The organism is Aestuariibaculum sediminum (assembly GCF_014596945.1).
Classification (GTDB): domain Bacteria; phylum Bacteroidota; class Bacteroidia; order Flavobacteriales; family Flavobacteriaceae; genus Aestuariibaculum; species Aestuariibaculum sediminum.
Genome location: NZ_JACVXB010000001.1, coordinates 35,061 through 55,092 on the forward strand (window position 1 = coordinate 35,061; position 20,032 = coordinate 55,092).

16 protein-coding genes are annotated in these 20,032 nt (G+C 33.8%); 5 read left to right on the forward strand and 11 right to left on the reverse strand.

Annotation, left to right across the window (positions count from 1 at the left end):
- Window positions 1–15 precede the first annotated feature (15 nt).
- Both ICJ83_RS00165 and ICJ83_RS00170 read left to right on the forward strand, forming a co-directional pair.
- The gene (locus ICJ83_RS00165; protein WP_188228350.1) at window positions 16–411 is read left to right on the forward strand and encodes a DUF2721 domain-containing protein; all 396 of its coding nucleotides are present in this window, start codon (window positions 16–18) and stop codon (window positions 409–411) included.
- An 18-nt stretch (window positions 412–429) separates the two neighbouring features.
- Window positions 430–1,302 (forward strand): hypothetical protein, encoded by an 873-nt coding sequence (locus tag ICJ83_RS00170; protein WP_188228351.1) that lies wholly within the window; start codon window positions 430–432, stop codon window positions 1,300–1,302.
- Between the two features lie 16 nt (window positions 1,303–1,318).
- On the opposite strand, the gene ICJ83_RS00175 is transcribed toward ICJ83_RS00170, so the two are convergent.
- Complete coding sequence (locus ICJ83_RS00175) at window positions 1,319–2,554, reverse strand: ABC transporter permease (protein ID WP_188228352.1); 1,236 nt, start codon at window positions 2,552–2,554, stop codon at window positions 1,319–1,321.
- Between the two features lie 8 nt (window positions 2,555–2,562).
- Between ICJ83_RS00175 and ICJ83_RS00180 the strand changes: the two genes are divergently transcribed.
- Together ICJ83_RS00180 and ICJ83_RS00185 are read left to right on the forward strand one after the other, a co-directional pair.
- Entirely contained in the window at window positions 2,563–3,801 is a 1,239-nt protein-coding gene (locus tag ICJ83_RS00180) for an exo-beta-N-acetylmuramidase NamZ family protein (RefSeq protein ID WP_188228353.1), read from the forward strand.
- 5 nt (window positions 3,802–3,806) lie between these two features.
- The gene (locus ICJ83_RS00185; protein ID WP_188228354.1) at window positions 3,807–4,880 is read left to right on the forward strand and encodes a serine hydrolase domain-containing protein; all 1,074 of its coding nucleotides are present in this window, start codon (window positions 3,807–3,809) and stop codon (window positions 4,878–4,880) included.
- Window positions 4,881–4,884: 4 nt separating this feature from the next.
- Here ICJ83_RS00185 and ICJ83_RS00190 read toward each other — a convergent pair whose 3' ends face one another.
- Entirely contained in the window at window positions 4,885–5,376 is a 492-nt protein-coding gene (locus ICJ83_RS00190) for a YkgJ family cysteine cluster protein (protein WP_188228355.1), read from the reverse strand.
- Between the two features lie 62 nt (window positions 5,377–5,438).
- Here ICJ83_RS00190 and ICJ83_RS00195 point away from each other — a divergent pair, with 62 nt between their 5' ends.
- Complete coding sequence (locus ICJ83_RS00195; RefSeq protein WP_188228356.1) at window positions 5,439–6,143, forward strand: class I SAM-dependent methyltransferase; 705 nt, start codon at window positions 5,439–5,441, stop codon at window positions 6,141–6,143.
- 83 nt (window positions 6,144–6,226) lie between these two features.
- Here ICJ83_RS00195 and ICJ83_RS16900 read toward each other — a convergent pair whose 3' ends face one another.
- From ICJ83_RS16900 to ICJ83_RS00240, 9 genes are all read right to left on the reverse strand, one after another.
- Entirely contained in the window at window positions 6,227–7,633 is a 1,407-nt protein-coding gene (locus tag ICJ83_RS16900) for a TlpA family protein disulfide reductase (RefSeq protein ID WP_223154550.1), read from the reverse strand.
- Between the two features lie 228 nt (window positions 7,634–7,861).
- Window positions 7,862–9,283, reverse strand: coding sequence for a TlpA disulfide reductase family protein (locus ICJ83_RS00205; protein WP_188228357.1), 1,422 nt, complete (start codon window positions 9,281–9,283; stop codon window positions 7,862–7,864).
- A 4-nt stretch (window positions 9,284–9,287) separates the two neighbouring features.
- Window positions 9,288–10,694, reverse strand: a complete 1,407-nt coding sequence (locus ICJ83_RS00210; protein ID WP_188228358.1) for a TlpA family protein disulfide reductase — start codon at window positions 10,692–10,694, stop codon at window positions 9,288–9,290.
- A gap of 214 nt (window positions 10,695–10,908) precedes the next feature.
- Window positions 10,909–12,411 (reverse strand): PKD-like family lipoprotein, encoded by a 1,503-nt coding sequence (locus tag ICJ83_RS00215; protein ID WP_188228359.1) that lies wholly within the window; start codon window positions 12,409–12,411, stop codon window positions 10,909–10,911.
- Window positions 12,412–12,425: 14 nt separating this feature from the next.
- Window positions 12,426–13,199, reverse strand: a complete 774-nt coding sequence (locus ICJ83_RS00220) for a DUF4843 domain-containing protein (protein WP_188228360.1) — start codon at window positions 13,197–13,199, stop codon at window positions 12,426–12,428.
- Between the two features lie 18 nt (window positions 13,200–13,217).
- Complete coding sequence (locus ICJ83_RS00225; RefSeq protein ID WP_188228361.1) at window positions 13,218–14,645, reverse strand: RagB/SusD family nutrient uptake outer membrane protein; 1,428 nt, start codon at window positions 14,643–14,645, stop codon at window positions 13,218–13,220.
- A 22-nt stretch (window positions 14,646–14,667) separates the two neighbouring features.
- The gene (locus ICJ83_RS00230) at window positions 14,668–17,919 is read right to left on the reverse strand and encodes a SusC/RagA family TonB-linked outer membrane protein (protein WP_188228362.1); all 3,252 of its coding nucleotides are present in this window, start codon (window positions 17,917–17,919) and stop codon (window positions 14,668–14,670) included.
- Window positions 17,920–18,084: 165 nt separating this feature from the next.
- Window positions 18,085–19,272 carry a FecR family protein gene (locus ICJ83_RS00235; protein WP_188228363.1) on the reverse strand — a complete coding sequence of 396 codons (1,188 nt, stop codon included), beginning with the start codon at window positions 19,270–19,272 and terminating at the stop codon, window positions 18,085–18,087.
- A 110-nt stretch (window positions 19,273–19,382) separates the two neighbouring features.
- A complete protein-coding gene (locus ICJ83_RS00240; protein ID WP_188228364.1) occupies window positions 19,383–19,928 on the reverse strand; it encodes an RNA polymerase sigma-70 factor in 546 nt (181 codons plus the stop codon).
- Window positions 19,929–20,032: the final 104 nt, after the last annotated feature.

Genomic DNA, 20,032 nt, shown 5'->3' on the forward strand with positions numbered 1-20,032 from the left:
TATAAACACCATCATATGGAAGAACTTACTTTAACAACACCTGCGCTATTATTTTCGGCTATTTCCTTAATCATGCTAGCATACACAAATCGGTTTTTAGCATATGCATCGGTTATTCGAGAATTACATGCCAAGTACAAAAAGAATAAAGACAAGGTACTGTTTGCACAAATAAAAAATATTAAACGACGGCTTTATTTAACCCGATCTATGCAGATTTACGGCATTAGCAGCTTATTTTTATGCGTATTTACCATGTTTTTAATATATATACAGCAGCAAACACTGGCGATTTGGGTATTTGGAGTTGCCTTAATCTTGTTAATCATTTCGCTTGGATTGCTTATAATGGAAATTCAAATTTCGGTTAAAGCTCTAGAACATCATATTAGTGATATTGAAATGAATTAAGGTTCGAAGCCAAAAGCAATGAAGAAACATAAATTTAAAACGTTAACCCTTAAATCATTGAACATTTTACCGAGTCGTATTGGTTATTTTCTTTATCACAACATTCAATCCCATTCATTTCAAAATTTTCAAAATTTTATTGGTCCGAATACCAACAGTCTAAACCATATTATTCGTCTCCTTTCTAAAAACGGCATACAACTAAAGCATAAACACGTCCTCGAAATTGGTTCCGGATGGCACCCTGTTTTACCTTTTTTATTAAAAACAAAAGCACAAATTGATAGCATCCATACTTATGATTTAAATTTTCATTATCAACAGAAAAATCTTGATAAGTGTTATAATTATTTTAAAAAAGAACATAATTACAGTCCAACACTAATTGAACAGCACAAACTAAAACTTCCAGATTTTATTCATTACTATCCAAATACCAATATCATTGATTCAAACCTGCCCAAAAATATTGATATCGTTTTATCCCGTTTCGCTTTAGAACATGTTTCACCTTCCGATTTATTAGCGATGCACAAAGCATTGTATGCTAATACACCACAAAACACGAATATTATTCATTTAATATCACCTAGCGATCATCGTGCTTACAGCGATAAAACACTTTCAGTATATGATTTTTTAAAATACTCAAAAGAAGAATGGAAGCGAATACAAACAAAATTTGATTATCATAATCGCTTGCGTTTACCTGACTATTTGGACATTTTTGAACAGGCAGGCTTTAAGGTTTCCTTTTTAGAATTTGAGAAAATCGACACATCAAGTCCTAAATACAAAGCTTTTAAAAAACTACATATTCACGAAGATTTTAAGAAGTATTCCGAAGAAGAATTATTAGCCGGTTCTATTAATGTTTTACTTCAAAAATAAAATAGCAATGAACTGATTACTCAAATCGAATCGCTTTTACTGGTGAAATTTTAGTGATAATGTACGAAGGTACCAACAGCATGAATAAACATAATACTAAGGTTCCAGCATTTAAAGCAATAATGTAACCCACATTTATATAAACAGGTGCTTCAGTTACATAATAAACACTTGGGTCGAGCGGAAACAATTTTAAATATTTCTGAGCAAACAAAAGACTTAATCCTATTAAATTTCCCCAGAATAACCCCAGTAAAATAAGATAACTGGCATTATACAAAAACAGTTTTCTAATGCTCCAGTTGTTACTTCCTAAGGCTTTTAAAATACCTATCATTTGGGTGCGTTCAAGAATTAAAACCAGTAACGCTGTTATCATGTTAATACCTGCCACCAAAATCATAATCCCAATAATACCATAAATATTGGTATCGAAAATGCCGATCCACTCAAATATAGAAGCGTATTTTTCAGTTATGGTTAAACTATTTAATGTTGATGGAGTATTCTGATATATTTCTATACCTTTTTCTTGAAGCTGATTGTAATCGTCAATAAACACCTCGAAGCTCCCCACTTGATCGTCGTCCCATTTATTAATGCGCTGCATGTGGCGGATATCTCCAATAACGTACTGTGCATCTAAATCTTGAAAGCCCGAATTATAAATCCCTACAATATGATAACTTATAATATTTGGTAATTTTTCGGGATCATCTTTAGGAAATACCATCTGAAATGTATCGCCTAACTTAAATTTTAATCGGTTTGCCAGATAACGACTAACTAAAACATCTTCATTTCTTTTTTCAGTATAATCGGGTAATCGTCCTTCCACTAAAAACTCCTTAAAATAACGCCAGTCATAATCGGCGCCTACGCCTTTTAAATAAGCTCCTTCAAAATCGGTTTCTGTTCTTATAACTCCAAATTTTGCAGCTACGGCCTGTACATGCCTTACGCCCTCAACAGCATTAAAACTTGGATAAAAATCCTGGTTTTTTGAAATAGGAAATAAACTTTCTAGCGAATTGTTACTATCGTAGTTAGTAATATTTACGTGCCCATTAAATGCCACGACTTTATCTCGTATTTTTTGCTGAAGTCCTACACCTGTGGCAATGGCAATCATCATAACAACAATTCCTATGGTAATTGCTGCAATACCTATTTTTATAATTGGTGCCGAAACACTACTTTTATACGCTTTACTACCAATTATACGTTTAGCTATAAAATACTCGAAATTCAAAATGTGTTATGCGATTTAATGTTTTCAAAAATACAGTTTTATTATTTGTTTTAGTTATCATTTCGTGTGCGAATAAGACAAAAAATATATCTTTCAACAGAATTAACAAGCACGAAGCTGCCTTTCAAAGTCGAAACAATGAAACTATTGTAATTGGGGCTAACCAAACCGAACGCTATTTACCAATGCTACAAGGTAAAAGCATAGGAGTTGTTGCAAACCAAACCTCTGTTATTTTCAAAACTAATAATACATATAAGCACTTAGTAGACTCTTTAGTCGATTTGAACCAAAACATTAAAACAGTTTTTGCTCCTGAACATGGGTTTAGAGGAAAAGCCGATGCCGGCGAGCATGTTAAAGATGGTATTGACACAAAAACAGGAATTCCTATTATTTCATTATATGGCGATAATAAAAAACCAAAACCTGAGCAGCTTATAAATTTAGATCTTGTTATTTTTGACATACAAGATGTTGGGGCACGTTTTTACACCTATATATCAACACTACATTATGTTATGGAAGCTTGCGCCGAGCAAGGTATTCCGGTTCTTATTTTAGACCGCCCAAATCCCAACGGACATTACATAGATGGTCCTACTTTAAATCCTAAAAACAAAAGTTTTGTGGGTATGCATCCAATACCTGTCGTGCATGGCATGACTATTGGTGAATATGCAACTATGGTAAACGGTGAACACTGGCTAAAAGATGGAATACAATGCGAATTAAACATTATTAAAGTCATGCATTACAATCATAATAAATGGTATAGCTTACCTATAAAGCCAAGTCCTAATTTACCTAATGATGTTGCTATTAATTTATATCCAAGCCTATGTTTTTTTGAGGGCACTAACGTTAATGCCGGACGTGGCACGAATACACAGTTTCAGGTTTTTGGCAGTCCGTTTTTAAAAAGCGATACCTTTAAATACACCTACACCCCAAAAGCTAACGCTGGCGCCAAGTATCCAAAGCATCAAAATACATTATGTTATGGTATGAATTTAACAGATCAAAGGCACTTAAACCATTTAAACTTACAGTGGTTAATTGACGCCTATAAAAACACTCCTGATAAAGCTACGTTTTTTAATTCCTTTTTTATTAAACTAGCAGGAACAGATGTACTACAAAAACAAATTGAGTCTGGTTTATCAATGAATGCTATAAAAGCAACCTGGCAAAAAGACCTTGATGATTTTAAAAACAAACGAAAAAAATATCTGTTATATAATTAAAACTTATGAAACGATTCATCCCAATTTTACTACTTTGTTGTTCATTGGGTTCCCCTAAAGCCCAAACTCTGGATTCCATAACGCTAGACAAAGCAAAAAAAATAGCGACCGACTTTCTTAAAACTGAACATATTCCAGGCATGGCTATTTCGGTATCACAATGCGGAAAAACTATCTTATCCGAAGGTTTTGGTTTTTCTAATATTAACACTAAAACACCCGTAAATCCTGAACAAACTATTTTTAGAATAGCCAGTGTTTCTAAATCTATAACCGCTGTAACCTTAGGTACTTTAGTTGATAATGATATTATAGAACTCAATAAAAGTGTTTATCATTATTTGCCCAACTATCCAAAAAACAACCACGATTTTACTGTTAAACAATTAGGTGGAAACCTAGCAGGAATCAGGCATTACAAAAACAATAAAGAATTTACTTTAAACAAAGAAATGAGTATTTCTTTAGGATTAAACTTATTTAAATTTGACCCTTTATTATTTAAACCAGGAACTAAATATAAATACAGCACCTTTGGATATGTTTTGCTTAGTGAAGTGATGCAAACTGCGGCAGAAACACCTTTTAACAAGCTTGTTGATTCCTTAGTTTTTAAACCACTAAACATGACGCATTCATTTATGGAACACACAAGTGAAACACACAAAAATATTACCACTTTTTACCGGTTAAATCTTTTGAACAAACCCGTTGAATCCAAACCTGTTTCAAATGAATATAAAGTTGCTGGTGGCGGAATTTTATCCACTTCGGAAGATCTCATTAAATTTGGAAACGAAATAATCTACCCTAAAATTATTTCTGCAAAAACGCGAGATCAACTTACTACATCACAACGCTTAAATAATGGGTACAAAACAGGATACGGGATAGGATTTTCGAGCCAAACCTCAATAAAAGGAACACCTAAATATTTTCACACAGGTGGAGGTATTGGCGCTTCTAGCATAATTTATATTTTTCCAGAAGAAGAAATTGTAATTTCTATTCTAAGTAATTTAAGTGGGGTGAATATGATTCCGTTAGGAAAATCGCTGGAAAACGTGTTTTTAAAGTAGCCACTTATTTAATACGTTTTTTCATGGCTTCAACAATATTAAACGCTGCTGGGCAAATAGCCACATTTTTCATCGTTAAATTAGATATTTGCTGAAACTTCTTTCTATCGGTATGTGGATATTCCCGACAAGCCTTAGGGCGCACATCGTAAATCATACAATAATTTTCGGCATCTAAAAACGTACATGGTACCGATTGTAGCACATAATCGTTATCTGAATCTATTCGCAAATACTGATTAATAAACTGCTGTGGTTTCAATTTTAAAAACTTCGAAATACGCTCAATATCTTTATCGGTAAATAAAGGCCCTGTTGTTTTACAGCAATTAGCACATTGTAAACAATCGGTTCGGCTAAACTCTTCATCATGCAATTCCTGCATCGTATAATCTAAATCTTTAGGAGGCTTACTTTTTAGTTTCTTAAAGAATTTTTTATTCTCGTTATGCTTATCTTTGGCGAGCTTTGGAAGATTTTTAATAATGTCTTGCATAGTGCAAAAATAGGCAAACTTTACAAACAATTAACAGAATCCTGCCTTCGCAGGAAATAACTATGAAGGATTTATTCGGAAAAGCTTTATTAGACTTCCAAAACGGAAATTATACTGAAGATATTATTACCTCAACCAGTATTTCGGGCGATGATGAACTCCCCCTTCCCTACCTGTTTCGAAATTTTAAAGAAATGCCTAAACTGGAGCAAAAAGCATTGCAATTAGCTAAAGGAAAAACCTTAGATGTGGGTTGTGGTGCCGGAAGTCATAGTTTGTATTTACAAGATAAAAACATAAATGTAAAAGCCATCGACATTTCTAAAGGCGCTATAGAAGTCGCAAAACAACGAGGGGTGCAACAAACTGAAGTTAAAGCACTTTTAGATGAAAATGACACTTTTGACACTATTTTATTACTTATGAATGGCACTGGAATTTTTCAGGAAGCGTCGCAGGTTTCAAAATACCTCTCGCATTTAAAAAGTTTACTAAACGCCAACGGACAAATTTTAATTGATTCTTCGGACATAAAATATATGTATGAAGATGAAGACGGTGGTTTTTGGATAGACACCAATGCAGAATATTATGGCGAACTCGATTACTATTTAAGCTATAAAGGCGTAGAAGAAACCCCTATGAAATGGTTGTATCTGGATTTTAACAATTTAAAAATGACCTGTGAATCATTGGATTTAAATTGCGAGCTCATACTAGAAGGGGAGCATTTCGATTATTTAGCCAGAATTTCTAAAAAACACTGAACCACCTAAATTTAAAACTCATAAATTAATAAAGCACCGCTAAATGCGGTGCTTTATCTCATAATAACTCATGCAGCAAATTTCTATTTAGCTGCATTTAATAATTCATCCAACTGCTCCTTTAATAATGGGTTTGAAGGACGCATGGCATCGGTTGATATAATTTTACCTGCCTTATCAAACAGTAAAAATCTTGGAATAGCATTCACTTCGTAATTCTTAGTAATTCCAGATGCAAAATCCTTATCGGCCATTAACTGTACTCCACCCAAATCTTCCGATTTCACAAAATCTTTCCACTTTTGTTTATCGGCCATTTTATCTACCGAAATACTCACGAAAACAATGTCTTTCCCTTCGTACTGATGCTCTAATTCTTTCAAATAAGGAATTTGCTTTTTACACGGACCACACCAGGTTGCCCATATATCGATATAAACATATTTTCCTTTAAAATCGGTAAACGAAACTGGCTTACCATTTATATCCTCATACGTAAATTCGAAACCAGCTTGCCCTTCTTCCTTATGTAATTGCTTTTCGTATTCTAAAATATAATCCTGACTTTTCTCAGATGTTAAATACGGATAAAGCGGCGGAATAACCTTTTTATATTCTTCAGGTTTTAACCTTAGTCTCTGAAGCGATTCCAGTATATAAACCTCCTTTAACCTGTTTCCTGAAATGTGTTTTATATCACTGTTTATTGTCTCATGCTTTAAAGTTGGCGTATCGGCATGAAAACGGTAATAGGTAAAATAACTAGACATACACAATACCCCATTATCTAATTTTAAAATATCAGCATTCGAAAACTTAATATCTGCGTTGTATACTTCTTCGAATATTTTCGGGCGGTTATCTTTTTCAGGGTGTGCTATTCTGGGTAATCTGAAAAATAAAAACAACTCATTTTCAAAATCCGTTTGAACAGCAAGCTTTAAAAGCTCATTAAAAGCTTCATCTTTGGTGTTTATTTTATTCTTTAAATTGGCTACTTTCTTAATCCCTTCATTTTCTAAAAATGGATAAAAATCTTCATAGGTTTTTAAACATCCTAATCGATTATATTCTCTAAAAGCATTATTAAGATTGTTGGCTTCTTGTACTAAATCATTATGCCCATTATTTTTTCCTTTTAAAACATAATCATTTTCATTAACATCCATTTTAACTTCTAATCCTGGCTCAATATATAATCGAATAACCTGACCTCTTGATCGGTTGTTATATTGGCCGTAATCAACATAGAAGAACCCAGGTTCTGTTACTGGTATTTGAAATCCAAAATCACCTTCATTATTTACTTTTGTTGTTGCGTAAACTTCGGCTTTTCCATCAACGACATGATGTAATGTTACGGCTTCTGCTTTCAACTCGACATTTAAATGCCCTGTGATGGTCGTTAAATTTGATTTTGATTTAGCCTGTAACAGGTTTAATGCAAATATGCTGGATAATAGCACATTTAGTAATTGTTTTGTAATCATCTTATTTGTTTAAGTTGTTTATATTTTGATGTGTTTTTAGATTATACATCTCTAATAGTTATACTTTGTTTTTTTTCAATACCATTATGGTATTTTAAATTTTAACATAACTATAACGTCTTGGATATAGAAAAGGCTATCTAAAATATATTTGAAATTGGCGTACTGAATTTAGAAGAACAATAAAATTTCTATTTAGACAGCCTCTTACGACTAACTCAGTGCATATTATATTTGGTTTCCTTTCGCCATGTCTATCATGGCCGACAATTCGGCAACCATGCTATCTTTACCGCCTTTAAAACCTACGACTTTAAATCTTAAATTTCCGCTAGGATCTATGACTACTTTAGTTGGTATTCCTCTTACCTCAAAAGCAGCAGCTGCTTGATTGGATCTTGTTTCTGCATTTCTATAGTCCATGTACAAATCGAAATCGTAATTATTATCTTTTAAATAATTAATAGCTTCTTCTAAAGCATTTTTACTCTTTTCGAATGTATGTACAAATAAAAACATCACGCTTTCATCATCTTTAAATTTGTTGGCAGCGGCCTGCATACCCGGGAAAGATGCTTTACATGGCCCACACCACGTTGCCCAAAAGTCTATCACTAATGTTTTACCTTTTAAATCTTTATTAGTTACTTCGTTACCGTTTACATCCTTAATGACAAACTTAGGTGCAGGTTCATTAATTACAATTTCTTTTACATGAGAAAGAATGTCTTCATTCATTTCTTTCATTAAGCCATTGTAGTAAACTTTAAAATTAGATTTACCTTTTGCTTCATAAGCTTTTTGAAGATAATATTTCGTATCTGTTCGGGGTCTACCTTTAATAACGGCTTGTTCTAAAACAGGTACAGCTTCCTCGTACACCTCACATTTTGCCAACATCGTTGCATAATTTAAATTTTGTGAACCAAATGCATCAGACGACATACTTTTTAATTCATGGATTATGTTTACCGCCTCGGCTTTATTTCCTTGTTGAAACTGTGCAATAGCCAAATTATACTTAACCCGTTTAAAAATTTGATTATCCTTATTCCAAGCTTGATTTCCCCAGGTTTCCTTGTTTTTATTATACTTAGAAAGTTCGCTCTCCAGTAAATCAGTAATATCCAAATCGATATCGGATTTTGCAGCTTCGCCAGAAATGACATCCAAAGCTAAATATCGAAACACATTTGACTCCTCCATTGCTTGCTGATACCCTATTGCCTCATTTAAATTTCCATTATCCACCTGAAACCTAACCATAGAATAATAAGCACTGTTCATATATTTACTCGGAAACCTTTTTTTCATGTCATCTAAAAGTCTCACTTTTTCTTCCGGGTTGGTTTCTGCGTTCATAACCGAGGTTGCCCTAAGCGAAGCATAGTAACCATTTGGAAATTTATCGACCGCATCATCTTTAACCTCTGTTACTTTTTCTTTATTCTTTTTAGAACTATAATAAGCAACTACTTTTTTATAATCGCCTTCATCCTTACTCTTTAAAAGAAGTTTAATTGTTTTGCTAGCTTCTTCAGTATTTAATTGATTTAATTGTTCCTGAGTGATCTCGCTTGCTTTTTTTACTGAAGAGCAACCTACAAGTATCAAGCCTGACAATCCTAGTATTAAATGTATTTTTTTCATGTTTTTAGTTTTTTTGTTTTAATAAAGAATCGAATTGTTCTCTAATTAATTTATTTGAAGGTCTTAAGGCGTCGGTAGAAATAATTTTACCTTCTTTATCGAATAGTAAAAACCTTGGAATAGAACGAACTTCATAATTTTTAGCTATTCCAGAACTAAAGGCATTATCGACCATTAATTGAACGCCTCCAAGACTTTCGGTATTAACAAAATCTTTCCATTTTTGAATATCTTCCGGTTTATCTAAAGAAATACTCATAAACACAATATCTTTTCCTTTATAGTCATGTTCTAATTCCTTTAAGAATGGAATTTCATTTTTACAAGGTTTACACCAGGTAGCCCATAAATCGATATACAAGTATTTACCTTTAAAATCGTTAAAAGACACTGGTTTATCATTAACATCTTGATATTCAAATTCAAAACCGGGTTGTCCTACCTCTTTATGCATATCCTTTTCGTACTCTACGATATAGTTCTTACTTTCTTCGGATGTTAGATATTGATACAATGGAGGCATAACCTTTTTGTATTCTTCTGGTTTTAAGCGTAAACTTTTAAGTGCATCCATGATATAAACTTCTTTTAAAGCTTCATGCGATATACTTTTAAGATCGGTATCGATAATATCTACTTTATCCATTCTTACTGAAGGAAAAAATCGATTAAAATAGTAACAATAACCATTCATCCAGGTTAAACCATTATCAAGCTTTAAAATATCGGGGTCGGAAAATTTAATTCCAGACACATACATATCTTTATAAAGTTGCGGATGTTCTTCTTGTTTAGGGTGAGCCATGCGAGGCAAGCGAAAGAAATAATATAATTCGTTTTCAAAATCAGACTGCACCGCCAATTTTAAAAGTTTATTAAATGCTTCATCTTTTGTGTTTATCAATTTTTTAAAATTCTCAACCATTTCCACACCTTCATTTTCTAAAAATGGAAAGAAATCTTTGTAGGTTATAGCTCCTCCAAGCTTATTATATACTCTAAATTTATTATGAATTTCATTCGCCTTTTGCACTAAACTGTTTTTACCCGTTTTACTTCCTTTTAGCAGGTAATGTGTTTCGTTAACATCAATTTTTAAATCTAACCCTGCTTCCAAATAAAATCGAATCACCTGACCGCGCGATCCTCGCTCATTTTGCCCGTAGTCGAGATAATAAAAACCAGGCTGATCTACAGGTAGCTGAAATCCAAAGTCGCCATTAGAGCTCAACGAAGTCGTAGAATGCTCTGCTGCTTTTCCGTTAACCACATATTGTAAGGTAATTTTATTGGTTTTGGGCTTGAAATTAAAATGTCCGGTTATTGTTGTTTGGGTTGTTTTAGTTGTCGCATGCAACACATTTACAAGAAATAATGCACTGGCTAAAACAAATAGAAATTGCCTTTTCATCGTTTTTAAAAATTTTTCGTTTTTTGATTGTTGAAATATAAATTCGCTTTCGAATTTTAATCTTTGGAGGGGCTTCTTTTATGATGTATAGCCTTAAAATAAGGCCATAAACTCCTAAACCTTATATAATAAACATGATCTATTTATTATAAAAGTGCACAATAATATAGTTAAGAGGAAAGGATTTATACATCCTTTCCTCTATTTAAATTGATTATCGAATGCGGTAAGATGCACTAACAATCTTACCGAAACCATCATGTCTTGTTTCTAAAATTAAATCGCCATTAACCGGTGGTACGGTGTAACGTTCTACTGCGCCGTTCTGGGCACCGCTATCGTAAGTATACACATGTAAATCGTTGGCATATTCACGTGGTATTCTATTTCTTCCTTCAAACTTCATTAAAGTAATTTCTTCATTACCTTTATCTAATACCAGTTTAGATGTTTTTAAACTAAAGTCGTACTCATACACTTTACTTCCAACATTATAAAGTAAATAACCAAATTCAGGACTTACCGCAAAATTTTCTGCTTGATTCATATCGGCAGCAATTTCGGCTGGTATTTCTGCATAATACGCTTGATTTACGGCTCCAAAAAGACTTACTGTCATTCTAGCTAAATAAAGTTTCGAATCTGCAGGGTCTTTTAATATAGCATGAACCTCTCCACCATTGTATTCGGTACGGGTCATATAAAGTAAATCTTTCCCTGTGTTATAATCGAACAATGTGCCATTAGGTAACAAACTACAACTTTGTTGGTTATAGGTGTGTTTAAGGAAGCGTTGATTATCTTCGTCGTAAAGAATATTTAAAAACAAATAACAATCGGCCACAAATGGCGCTGCTTTAAAGTACTCTGCCTCACTTACCACCGTATTAATTGGAATTGAATACTGATATTGAAACGTTCTAAAATAATAGTATAGATTACCATCCTTACCCATTAAAGATGTATTCGATCCAAATGATGATATGTTTATAAAATCCGCCTCAAAATCGGTTGGTGCCGAGGCATCTAACATTTCATACGACAAGTAATACTCTGGCTTCCAATCGAAAGTGTCAGGATGTATTTTTGTTGTCCCTGTTCCATCTGTACTTACGTAAACACCATAAAAACCATATTCATAAGGGTAACAGTATACAAATTTAGGTGCACCTTCAAGTTTTAACGAAGAACCTGCATAATCTAAAACATCCTTAATAGGTGTGTATTCTCCACTAATTAATGATAACATATCTAATCGTGCCGTACCATTATCGTCACATAATAGCATATAACCTTCATAAATCGCACTGTTTACGTTTAAGTAAAACTGAGCATTCCATTGTACGCCTGTTTTTTTATCGGTTACACGATAATGCACACTATATTCGCCGGGAGGCAACTGAACGGCTTCCAAAATTAAATCCTTATCAGAACCAATTACAGTACCTCTTTCTGCAGGTAGTACTTGTGCTGCTATCCTTACAGCCGACCAATTGTACTCGTAATCTTCTTCATTTCCTATAGCATCTTGTGTAAAGCTTAATTCTGGTTTAACTTCAAAAGGCTCTCCTAATAAAGCTTCGTAATGCGTATCCATATTACCGAATACAACTTCGTTAATATCGTTATAATCATAATTACCTAAATCTTCTGAACAAGCATTCAGCAGGCCTGCACTTAAAACAAGTAATGCCAGATATTTTATTTTTTTAATCATAATCGTTTTAAATTTTAATTTTGAACATTAGGTCCCATCACCATTGGGGATCCATCTTCTTCTAAAATAGGCTCTCCAGCTTTATCTTTTTCATTTAAGTAGCGCTGTATAAAATACCCGTGATAGCGCATCAAGTTGTAATCTCGAGTATTTTCATATATGTCTAACGGCACGTCTAAAACCTCAGAGATTAAAAGCATTTTTTTGGCTGAAAAATCTCCCAAATAATAAAAATACCAGTATTTAGGTGTTCTTATAATGTCGTTTACTGTAAGCTGAAAAACGGTAAAATCTCTTTTTTCTTCAGTTAACACATCTATTATCTCATCTCTCATTTCAACAGCAAAATCGGCTCCTTCTACCAATTCTAAAACCAGAGTAAAGGAGTTGTCTTTCATATCTGCGGTTCTGTATAATGTTATTGGAATAGAATCGACTGCTTTGTTTGCTCCAAAAATGATTTTTTCAGGTAAATCAAAATGAACACCTTGTACTGCGGTACTAGATTCTTTTACTTTCACATTAATTTCTCTATCGTAGTCAACCACATTACCTTGAACCGAAACTCCCAATGGAAAAATGGTTTCTGTAATTTCTGCTGGTTTAAAGGCAAATGTTGTTCCTAGACTATCGGGATAAACACGCGCTCCCTCAATCCAGGCACCATCTACAGGCCAGGTATAATAAATACTATCTTTTGCACTATAGGTGTCTAAAGTATCTTCGTCGCATGCCATCATAAAACAGCACAAACACGACATGGTTATATATAGAATGATTTTTTTCATAATTCTGTTTTTTTAATTCTATTGATATTTCAATTCTGAATCTGGTAATGGAATCACATAATTTTCTGGCGTCATCGTTATAAACGATCGTGATGAATTAGAATTGGCATTTGGTATTCTATCCACATTTAAACGCTTGTAATAGAAAAACATTTGACCTTCACCATAAAACTCTCTCATATATTCCTTACGGATTTCATCCTGTAAATCGGCATCGGCTTCAAGATCTATTAAACCACGGTTATATCTTACGGTATTTAAATATTCCAATGCCATTATTTGATCCGCTTCTGTTTCGGCAGCGATATAATACATTTCGCTTATTCGTATTAAAGGTTGCATAAACCTAAAAGCCATTCTATTTTCTGCTACATCGGCAAATTTGTAAAATGTTCGAAATGTAATTTCTCCCGAAGTTGGTCTAATCCAAGTTGAATTATATCGGTAATCATTTTCATTAGCTTCGAACATTTGTTCTAATCTCGCTTCGCTATAATAAAGAACATTTATTGCTCTTAGCTGATCTGAGAATAAAGCATTGTGTCTGTTGTATAAATTCACATTTTGAGGGCCGAAAATAACCTCTTTTGAGAAAATGCGATCTGGACTTCCTCCTGCCGAAATAATATCCGATGGTGCCGTCCAAGGAAAGGTTGAGGCAGCTTCGTCGATTACCACTTTAGCAGCGGTATTAGCAGCTTCTTTGTTTCCTGCATACAAATTAGCTCTCGCCTGCAATGCCTTTACCGCGTAATAATTAAAACGTAATTGTCTAATATTTGCATCATAATCTGATGATGGAGGCGTACTACCAATTATTGGATCGTTTTGCAATAATGTTTCGGCCATTTCCAAATCACTTAAGACCAAAGCCATAACTTCGCTTGCAGATAAAATCTCACCATTTTGCGCCATGGCCTTAGTATAATAAGGTATGGCAATATTGTCGGGATTTTCGCTATATATCGGCCCAAATATTCTTAACAAATCGAAATGAATCATGGCGCGTAAACCATAGGCTTCTCCTTTAAACTGGTTCGATAAGTTCTCGTTAAGAACGTCATACTTATCGATATTTGTAATTAAATCGTTTAAATTTAAAATAGCGATATAAGCGTTAGACCAAATACCTTCGAATACATTGCGAACATCTCCATCTGCATAATCATAAGTACGAAATGGTGTGTAATAAGAATCGGAACGTGGAATGGTGTAACGTTGCCCCAACACTTCCATGATATTCAAGGTTAATCTTCCTCCATATAATGGCTCGGATGTAATTTTATGATAGACACCATTGAGCTGATTTCTAATACCAGCCTCGGTACTGTATAACTGTGACTCCAGTAGTTTATCTTCTGGGGTAACATCTAAGTAATCACTACAAGCTACATTTAAAGCCCCTATCATTACTATACATGTTATTTTATTTAAAATGTTTTTCATAATATCTTTATAGTTTTACTTATTAGAAGGTTGCGTTTATACTGAATGATACAGAACGTGCAAACGGATAATCTATTCCTCGTTCGGCTAAAACCGAAGACGCTCTGAAAATATTATTCATATACGCATTAAATCTAAATGAATTCATACCTAAGGCTTTCACCCATTTTTTATCGGTAGTTCTATACCCTAAGTTTATAGACTCTCCTATTAATACGTTTTCGTCTTGAACAAATCTTGATGAAATTGGTACGGCATCGGTATCGGCGATATCTTTAAATTTGGCAACATCTCCTGGTTGTTGCCATCGGTCGTAAAGCGCTCTTCGGTCTTGATTATTTACTACACCGAAATAACCGATATTTTCAACTTTATTAAATAAAGCATTATTAAATTGCTCACCTCCGAAACGGTATCTTATATTAACACCTAGTGTAAACCCTTTAAGACTTACAAAGTTACTAAATACACCCTCCACATCTGGCCTCGTATTACCAACTACAACTTCATCGCTGTAATCATAATCGAAAGAGGTTTGTCCGTTTTTCTTTAAAAACACCTCTTGTCCTGTTGCCGGATCGATGCCTAAAGAAGGTACCGCCCAAATATCATTAGGACTGTATCCGTCTCTATACCTTACTAAAGAACCGCTATCGATATTCTCTTCGTCTAGGTTTTGTAATTTATTTCCAAAATCATCGTACTCCATTCTAATTACAGAGCCTGTTAAACCTACGCGCCACATAAAATCTTTTCGAATGTTGTTAATGATTTTATAATTAACGATAGCCTCGAACCCATTAACTTCTAAACGACCTACATTTAAAGGGTAAGACACCAGACCTGTTGACGAAGCCAAACTAACAGGTACTACTAATGGATCGGTATTCTTTTTAAATAAGTTGAATCGCCCATCTAATCGTCTATTAAACATAGCTATGTCTAAACCAAGATTGGAATCGAACGTACGTTGCCACTCTAAATTAGCATTAGCAAAAGTGGTTAACTGTGTTCCAACTCCTAATATATTTACCGTATTTCCATAGGAGTATACTGACGTGGAAGCCACACTTCCTAAGTTTTGATTTCCGGTATACCCAAAAGTTTGCTTAAGTCTTAATAAGTTAATAACATTAGAATTGAACCCTCTTTCTTTATGAATATTCCAACCAAAACCAGCAGACCAGAATGGTGAATATTTTTCGTTAGAACCAAATGCCGTAGAACCATCTAACCTGTAGTTTAAATCGAGTAAATATCGATTATCGAACGCGTAATTTACAGATCCCATAACATTATTTCGACGGTACTTTCTTGTACTATACGACGGTTTTGCATCTGTTTGATAGCTAAAAGAGAAACTTGGGTTTGGATTGGCACCTGCCGGAAAACCAACAGCTCTTGTTCCATAACTTTCATTGTTTTGCTCTTCGATTTCAGTTCTAAGGTTCACCGTTACACTGTGTTTATCTGCAAAAACGTTATTATAAACAAGCATAGCGTTAGCCATATAACTAAAGTTTTCGGTTTGCGTGTTGGTATAGGTTCCTTTTTCAAAGAAGCTACTATCGTCAAATATGGGATCTTCAGGAGAAACAAAAGCTTCTCTTTCGGTAGTTTCTTTTCTTATTTGTACCCCACCTTGAAGTCTAAATTTGGAAGTTAAATCAACTATTATTCCCAAATTATTTAAAATACTAAAGCCAACCGTTTGATCACTGCTATTCAATAAGGTTTGGTAAAGTGGATTTACTAAAAGTCCCCTTACCGAATCATCTAAATATCTGGTAATTTCCCCAAATTCATCGTATTTTCTGTAATATGGATTGGCAGTTGCATAATCGGAGAATGATCCATAATTAGACTCTTTCGCTTCGAAACCATTCACATACAATCTATTCGCAATATTCACTTTACCACGTCTGTAGATTAAATCAACATTTCCTCCCCAAGTATCTCTGCCAGAGCCCTTCATAACCCCTTGTCCATCACGAAAGTTAAAGCCCGCGTTAAATCTTAAAGCTTCGGTCCCCCCACTCCCAGCAATTGCATGTCGTTGAGATACCGCTGTTCGTACCGGTTCACTCAACCAATAGGTATCTACGCCACGACGAACTTCAGCTAACTTAGAATTATAAATACTATCCAGCCTTATTTGAGGCCCCATATCATTAATGTAATACGTCCACATACCTGCTAACCTCTCATACTCCAATTTCTCTGAAGAATTCATTAGATTATAATCTGTTAAATCTGGAATTTCTACGGTAAAATCTCCTGTATACGTTAATTGTATCTGTCCTTCTTTTGGTTTAATGGTTTCAACTACAACAACACCATTTGCTGCTTTAGAACCATATAAAGCTGTTGAGGCCGCATCTTTTAGAATAGTTATGGATGCTACTCGGTTCATATCTAAATCCACAATGGTTCTTAGGTTGGTTTCAAAACCATCTAAAATAAACAATGGACTATTAGGATCGGCTCCAAATTCGTCTCTTAAATCTTCGTTTGAAATACTGGTTTGCCCTCTAACTTCAATGTTTGGTAGCACATTGGGGTTAGACCCTTGAAGATTATTCTCAAGTACAATGAATGACGGATCTAAAGTTTTTAAACTTTCGATAACATTTACGTTACCTATAGCTTTTAACTCTTCACCTGTTACGGTATTCACCGCTCCCGTATAGGTTTCCTTTTTCCTTTCAACGATACCGGTAACAATGACCTCCTCTAATGCTGAAATATCTTCTTCAAGCGAAATATTGATTTCTTTTTGACCATCGAAAACAACGGTTTGACTTTTAAAGCCAACATAGCTAAAAACCAAAGTTTGCCCCTTACTTACTATAACACGGTACTTACCATCGAAATCCGTACTTACGCCTTGTTTTGTCTCTTCAATTAAAACGGTAACTCCAGGCAAAGGCTGCCCTGTTTCATCAGTTACGGCACCTATTACACTAAAGGCTTGTGCCGCATTTTTAACGGGAACAATTAAAAACAAGCCATCGTATTGTTTTTCTAATTTATATTGAGCTCCTATAATTGAACTTACAATCACTTCTACATCGGTATCGACAAAATCTACATTAATTATTTTATCAATATCCAATTCATTATCACTGTAAAAGAAATCTACATTAGCCTTGTCGCTAACGGTTCTCAACGCTTCGTGAAGCGGAACTTCTTTAAGATTTAATGTGATTTTTTGTGAAAATGCAAACGCACCGACATTGAATAAAATAATAAACAAATAGATTGATCGCCTCATAATGCTCAAAATTTGTGGCATAAATCGCCTGAGAAGAAAATACACTCCTCTTGAAAAGTTTTTTTTCATACTTTTGTTAAATTGGTTAATTATTTTTAGTCACTTAGTTAATCAACAGTAAATTACAACCGATTGATACTACCAATATCAGTCGGTTTTTCACTGTTAGTTTTTCGATATTTCTACTTCTATCTTATTATTTTCATTTTTATAAATTTTATAATCTATTCTGGCTGTTTTTGCTATCATATCCATCAAGTCTCTTAACTTGTTGTCCTTTCTTGCTAAACCTGTAAATATCACATCTTTAGCATTTTCATCTGCAAACGTAAATTCGAAACCATACCATCGACCCAATTTTTTAAGAATGTTATCCAAAGATTCATGTTCGAAGTAAAATCTACCATCCTTCCATGCTGTATAATTCCGAACATTAACATTATTTAAAATTTTAATCGTTTCTTCTCCCTTTTTGAAGTATCCTTGCTGATTAGGTGCTAGCATAACTTTTCCATCATGCCCCTGCGTTAATTCTACCTTACCTTCAACTAGTGTTGTTGCAAAATAATCATCGTCGCTGTAGGCGCTTACATTAAATGATGTACCTAGTACCGTAACATTGCAGGACTTTGTTTTTACTATAAATTTTTTATTGCTCTTAACAACATCGAAGTAAGCTTCACCCTCTAATTCTATTTCTCTAGTATCTCCAACAAAAGCCTCAGGATATGTAATTGAAGATGCCGAATTTACCGAAACGGTAGTCCCATCTGGCAATACAACACTGTAAATCCCTCCATGTGGTACGTGTAAAGTATTGTATCCCACGTGCAATGCCTTATGTTTTTCGTTTGATGATTTATACTGCAACACATCATCTTTATTTTCAATTAGACTCACACCACTAGACTGAATGTTTTGGTTTTTACTCGCATCTAAAGCCACCTCGGTTCCATCGGCTAGAATTAATGTAGCACGCGAATAGCCAGGCTGAATTTCCTTTAAGGTTTCTTGAGTAATTATGATATCTTGCTGATTGGAACGATATTGCCAATAAAAAGTTACCGATACCATTAAAACCAGTATAGCTGCATATTTAAACACTTGTTTAATACGTCTAGTTCGTTTAGAGGCTTTAATGCGATCTTGAAGCTTATTATATTTTTTATTGGTATTTATCGATTTATAAAATTCATACTTGGCGTTTAAATTTCGTTCATCAATAATTTCCTTATATAATTTTTGAGCTTCTTTATCTTGCAGCCAAATATTAAGTTCAATCTGTTCTTCCGAAGTTATGGTCTGCGAAAGCGACTTACTTATTAATTCAGCTATTTTAAATTTTGAATGCAATTGTTACAATTATTTATATGAAAAAAACATTATACGATTGTTAAAAAAACATCGTCTTTTAATTAAGAGTAAATTAAATGCAAAAAGGGTGGAAAAAAAGTTTTAAAAAATTACATTTTTAACAACAGTGATAAATAAAGCACAACAAAAGGCTTGTCTTTTAGACTTCTTTTAAGCAATTCAATAGCCCGAGATCTTTGCGATTTAACCGTATTTACAGAGATATCCATTTCTTGTGCAATATCTTTATATTTAACACCATCAAGGCAGGACATTTTGAACACCTTTTTGCATTTATCCGGTAATTCTTCAACAGCATTAAGTAGAATAGCATGAGCTTCTTCTTCAATAATGTATTGATCTTCCTGAGAGATAGATTCGTAATTTACCGTTTCCAAAGGTATTTCCTTATGGTTATTCCGAAGATAGGCATAACTCCTATTCTTAACCATTGTGTATAAATAAGATTTTAAATTGTTAACAGCCTGCAATTCCTTTCTTTTCTCCCATAAATACAACATACAGTCTTCAACAACTTCTTCAGCAACAAATTGATCCTTGACGTACTTTAAACTAAAAGAAAGTAAACGCGGATACAATGTGTAGTATATTTCCTGAAATTTTATTGCTGTAATTTCTGTATTTTCAGCTATCAACTTGTTTTTTTTTATTAATTCTAAGGATTTGTTAAATATTTGCTAAATATAAATTAACTTTCGTTAAATCAAAATCTCCATCAAATATTTTTATAAGGTAAGCA

Bases quoted from the DNA above. Each gene is read 5' to 3' on its own strand.
- ICJ83_RS00165 (WP_188228350.1), top strand. From the start codon at position 16: ATGGAAGAACTTACTTTAACAACACCTGCGCTATTATTTTCGGCTATT.
- ICJ83_RS00170 (WP_188228351.1), top strand. From the start codon at position 430: ATGAAGAAACATAAATTTAAAACGTTAACCCTTAAATCATTGAACATT.
- ICJ83_RS00180 (WP_188228353.1), top strand. From the start codon at position 2,563: ATGCGATTTAATGTTTTCAAAAATACAGTTTTATTATTTGTTTTAGTT.
- ICJ83_RS00185 (WP_188228354.1), top strand. From the start codon at position 3,807: ATGAAACGATTCATCCCAATTTTACTACTTTGTTGTTCATTGGGTTCC.
- ICJ83_RS00190 (WP_188228355.1), bottom strand. From the start codon at position 5,376: ATGCAAGACATTATTAAAAATCTTCCAAAGCTCGCCAAAGATAAGCAT.
- ICJ83_RS00195 (WP_188228356.1), top strand. From the start codon at position 5,439: ATGAAGGATTTATTCGGAAAAGCTTTATTAGACTTCCAAAACGGAAAT.
- ICJ83_RS16900 (WP_223154550.1), bottom strand. From the start codon at position 7,633: ATGATTACAAAACAATTACTAAATGTGCTATTATCCAGCATATTTGCA.
- ICJ83_RS00205 (WP_188228357.1), bottom strand. From the start codon at position 9,283: ATGAAAAAAATACATTTAATACTAGGATTGTCAGGCTTGATACTTGTA.
- ICJ83_RS00210 (WP_188228358.1), bottom strand. From the start codon at position 10,694: ATGAAAAGGCAATTTCTATTTGTTTTAGCCAGTGCATTATTTCTTGTA.
- ICJ83_RS00215 (WP_188228359.1), bottom strand. From the start codon at position 12,411: ATGATTAAAAAAATAAAATATCTGGCATTACTTGTTTTAAGTGCAGGC.
- ICJ83_RS00220 (WP_188228360.1), bottom strand. From the start codon at position 13,199: ATGAAAAAAATCATTCTATATATAACCATGTCGTGTTTGTGCTGTTTT.
- ICJ83_RS00225 (WP_188228361.1), bottom strand. From the start codon at position 14,645: ATGAAAAACATTTTAAATAAAATAACATGTATAGTAATGATAGGGGCT.
- ICJ83_RS00230 (WP_188228362.1), bottom strand. From the start codon at position 17,919: ATGAGGCGATCAATCTATTTGTTTATTATTTTATTCAATGTCGGTGCG.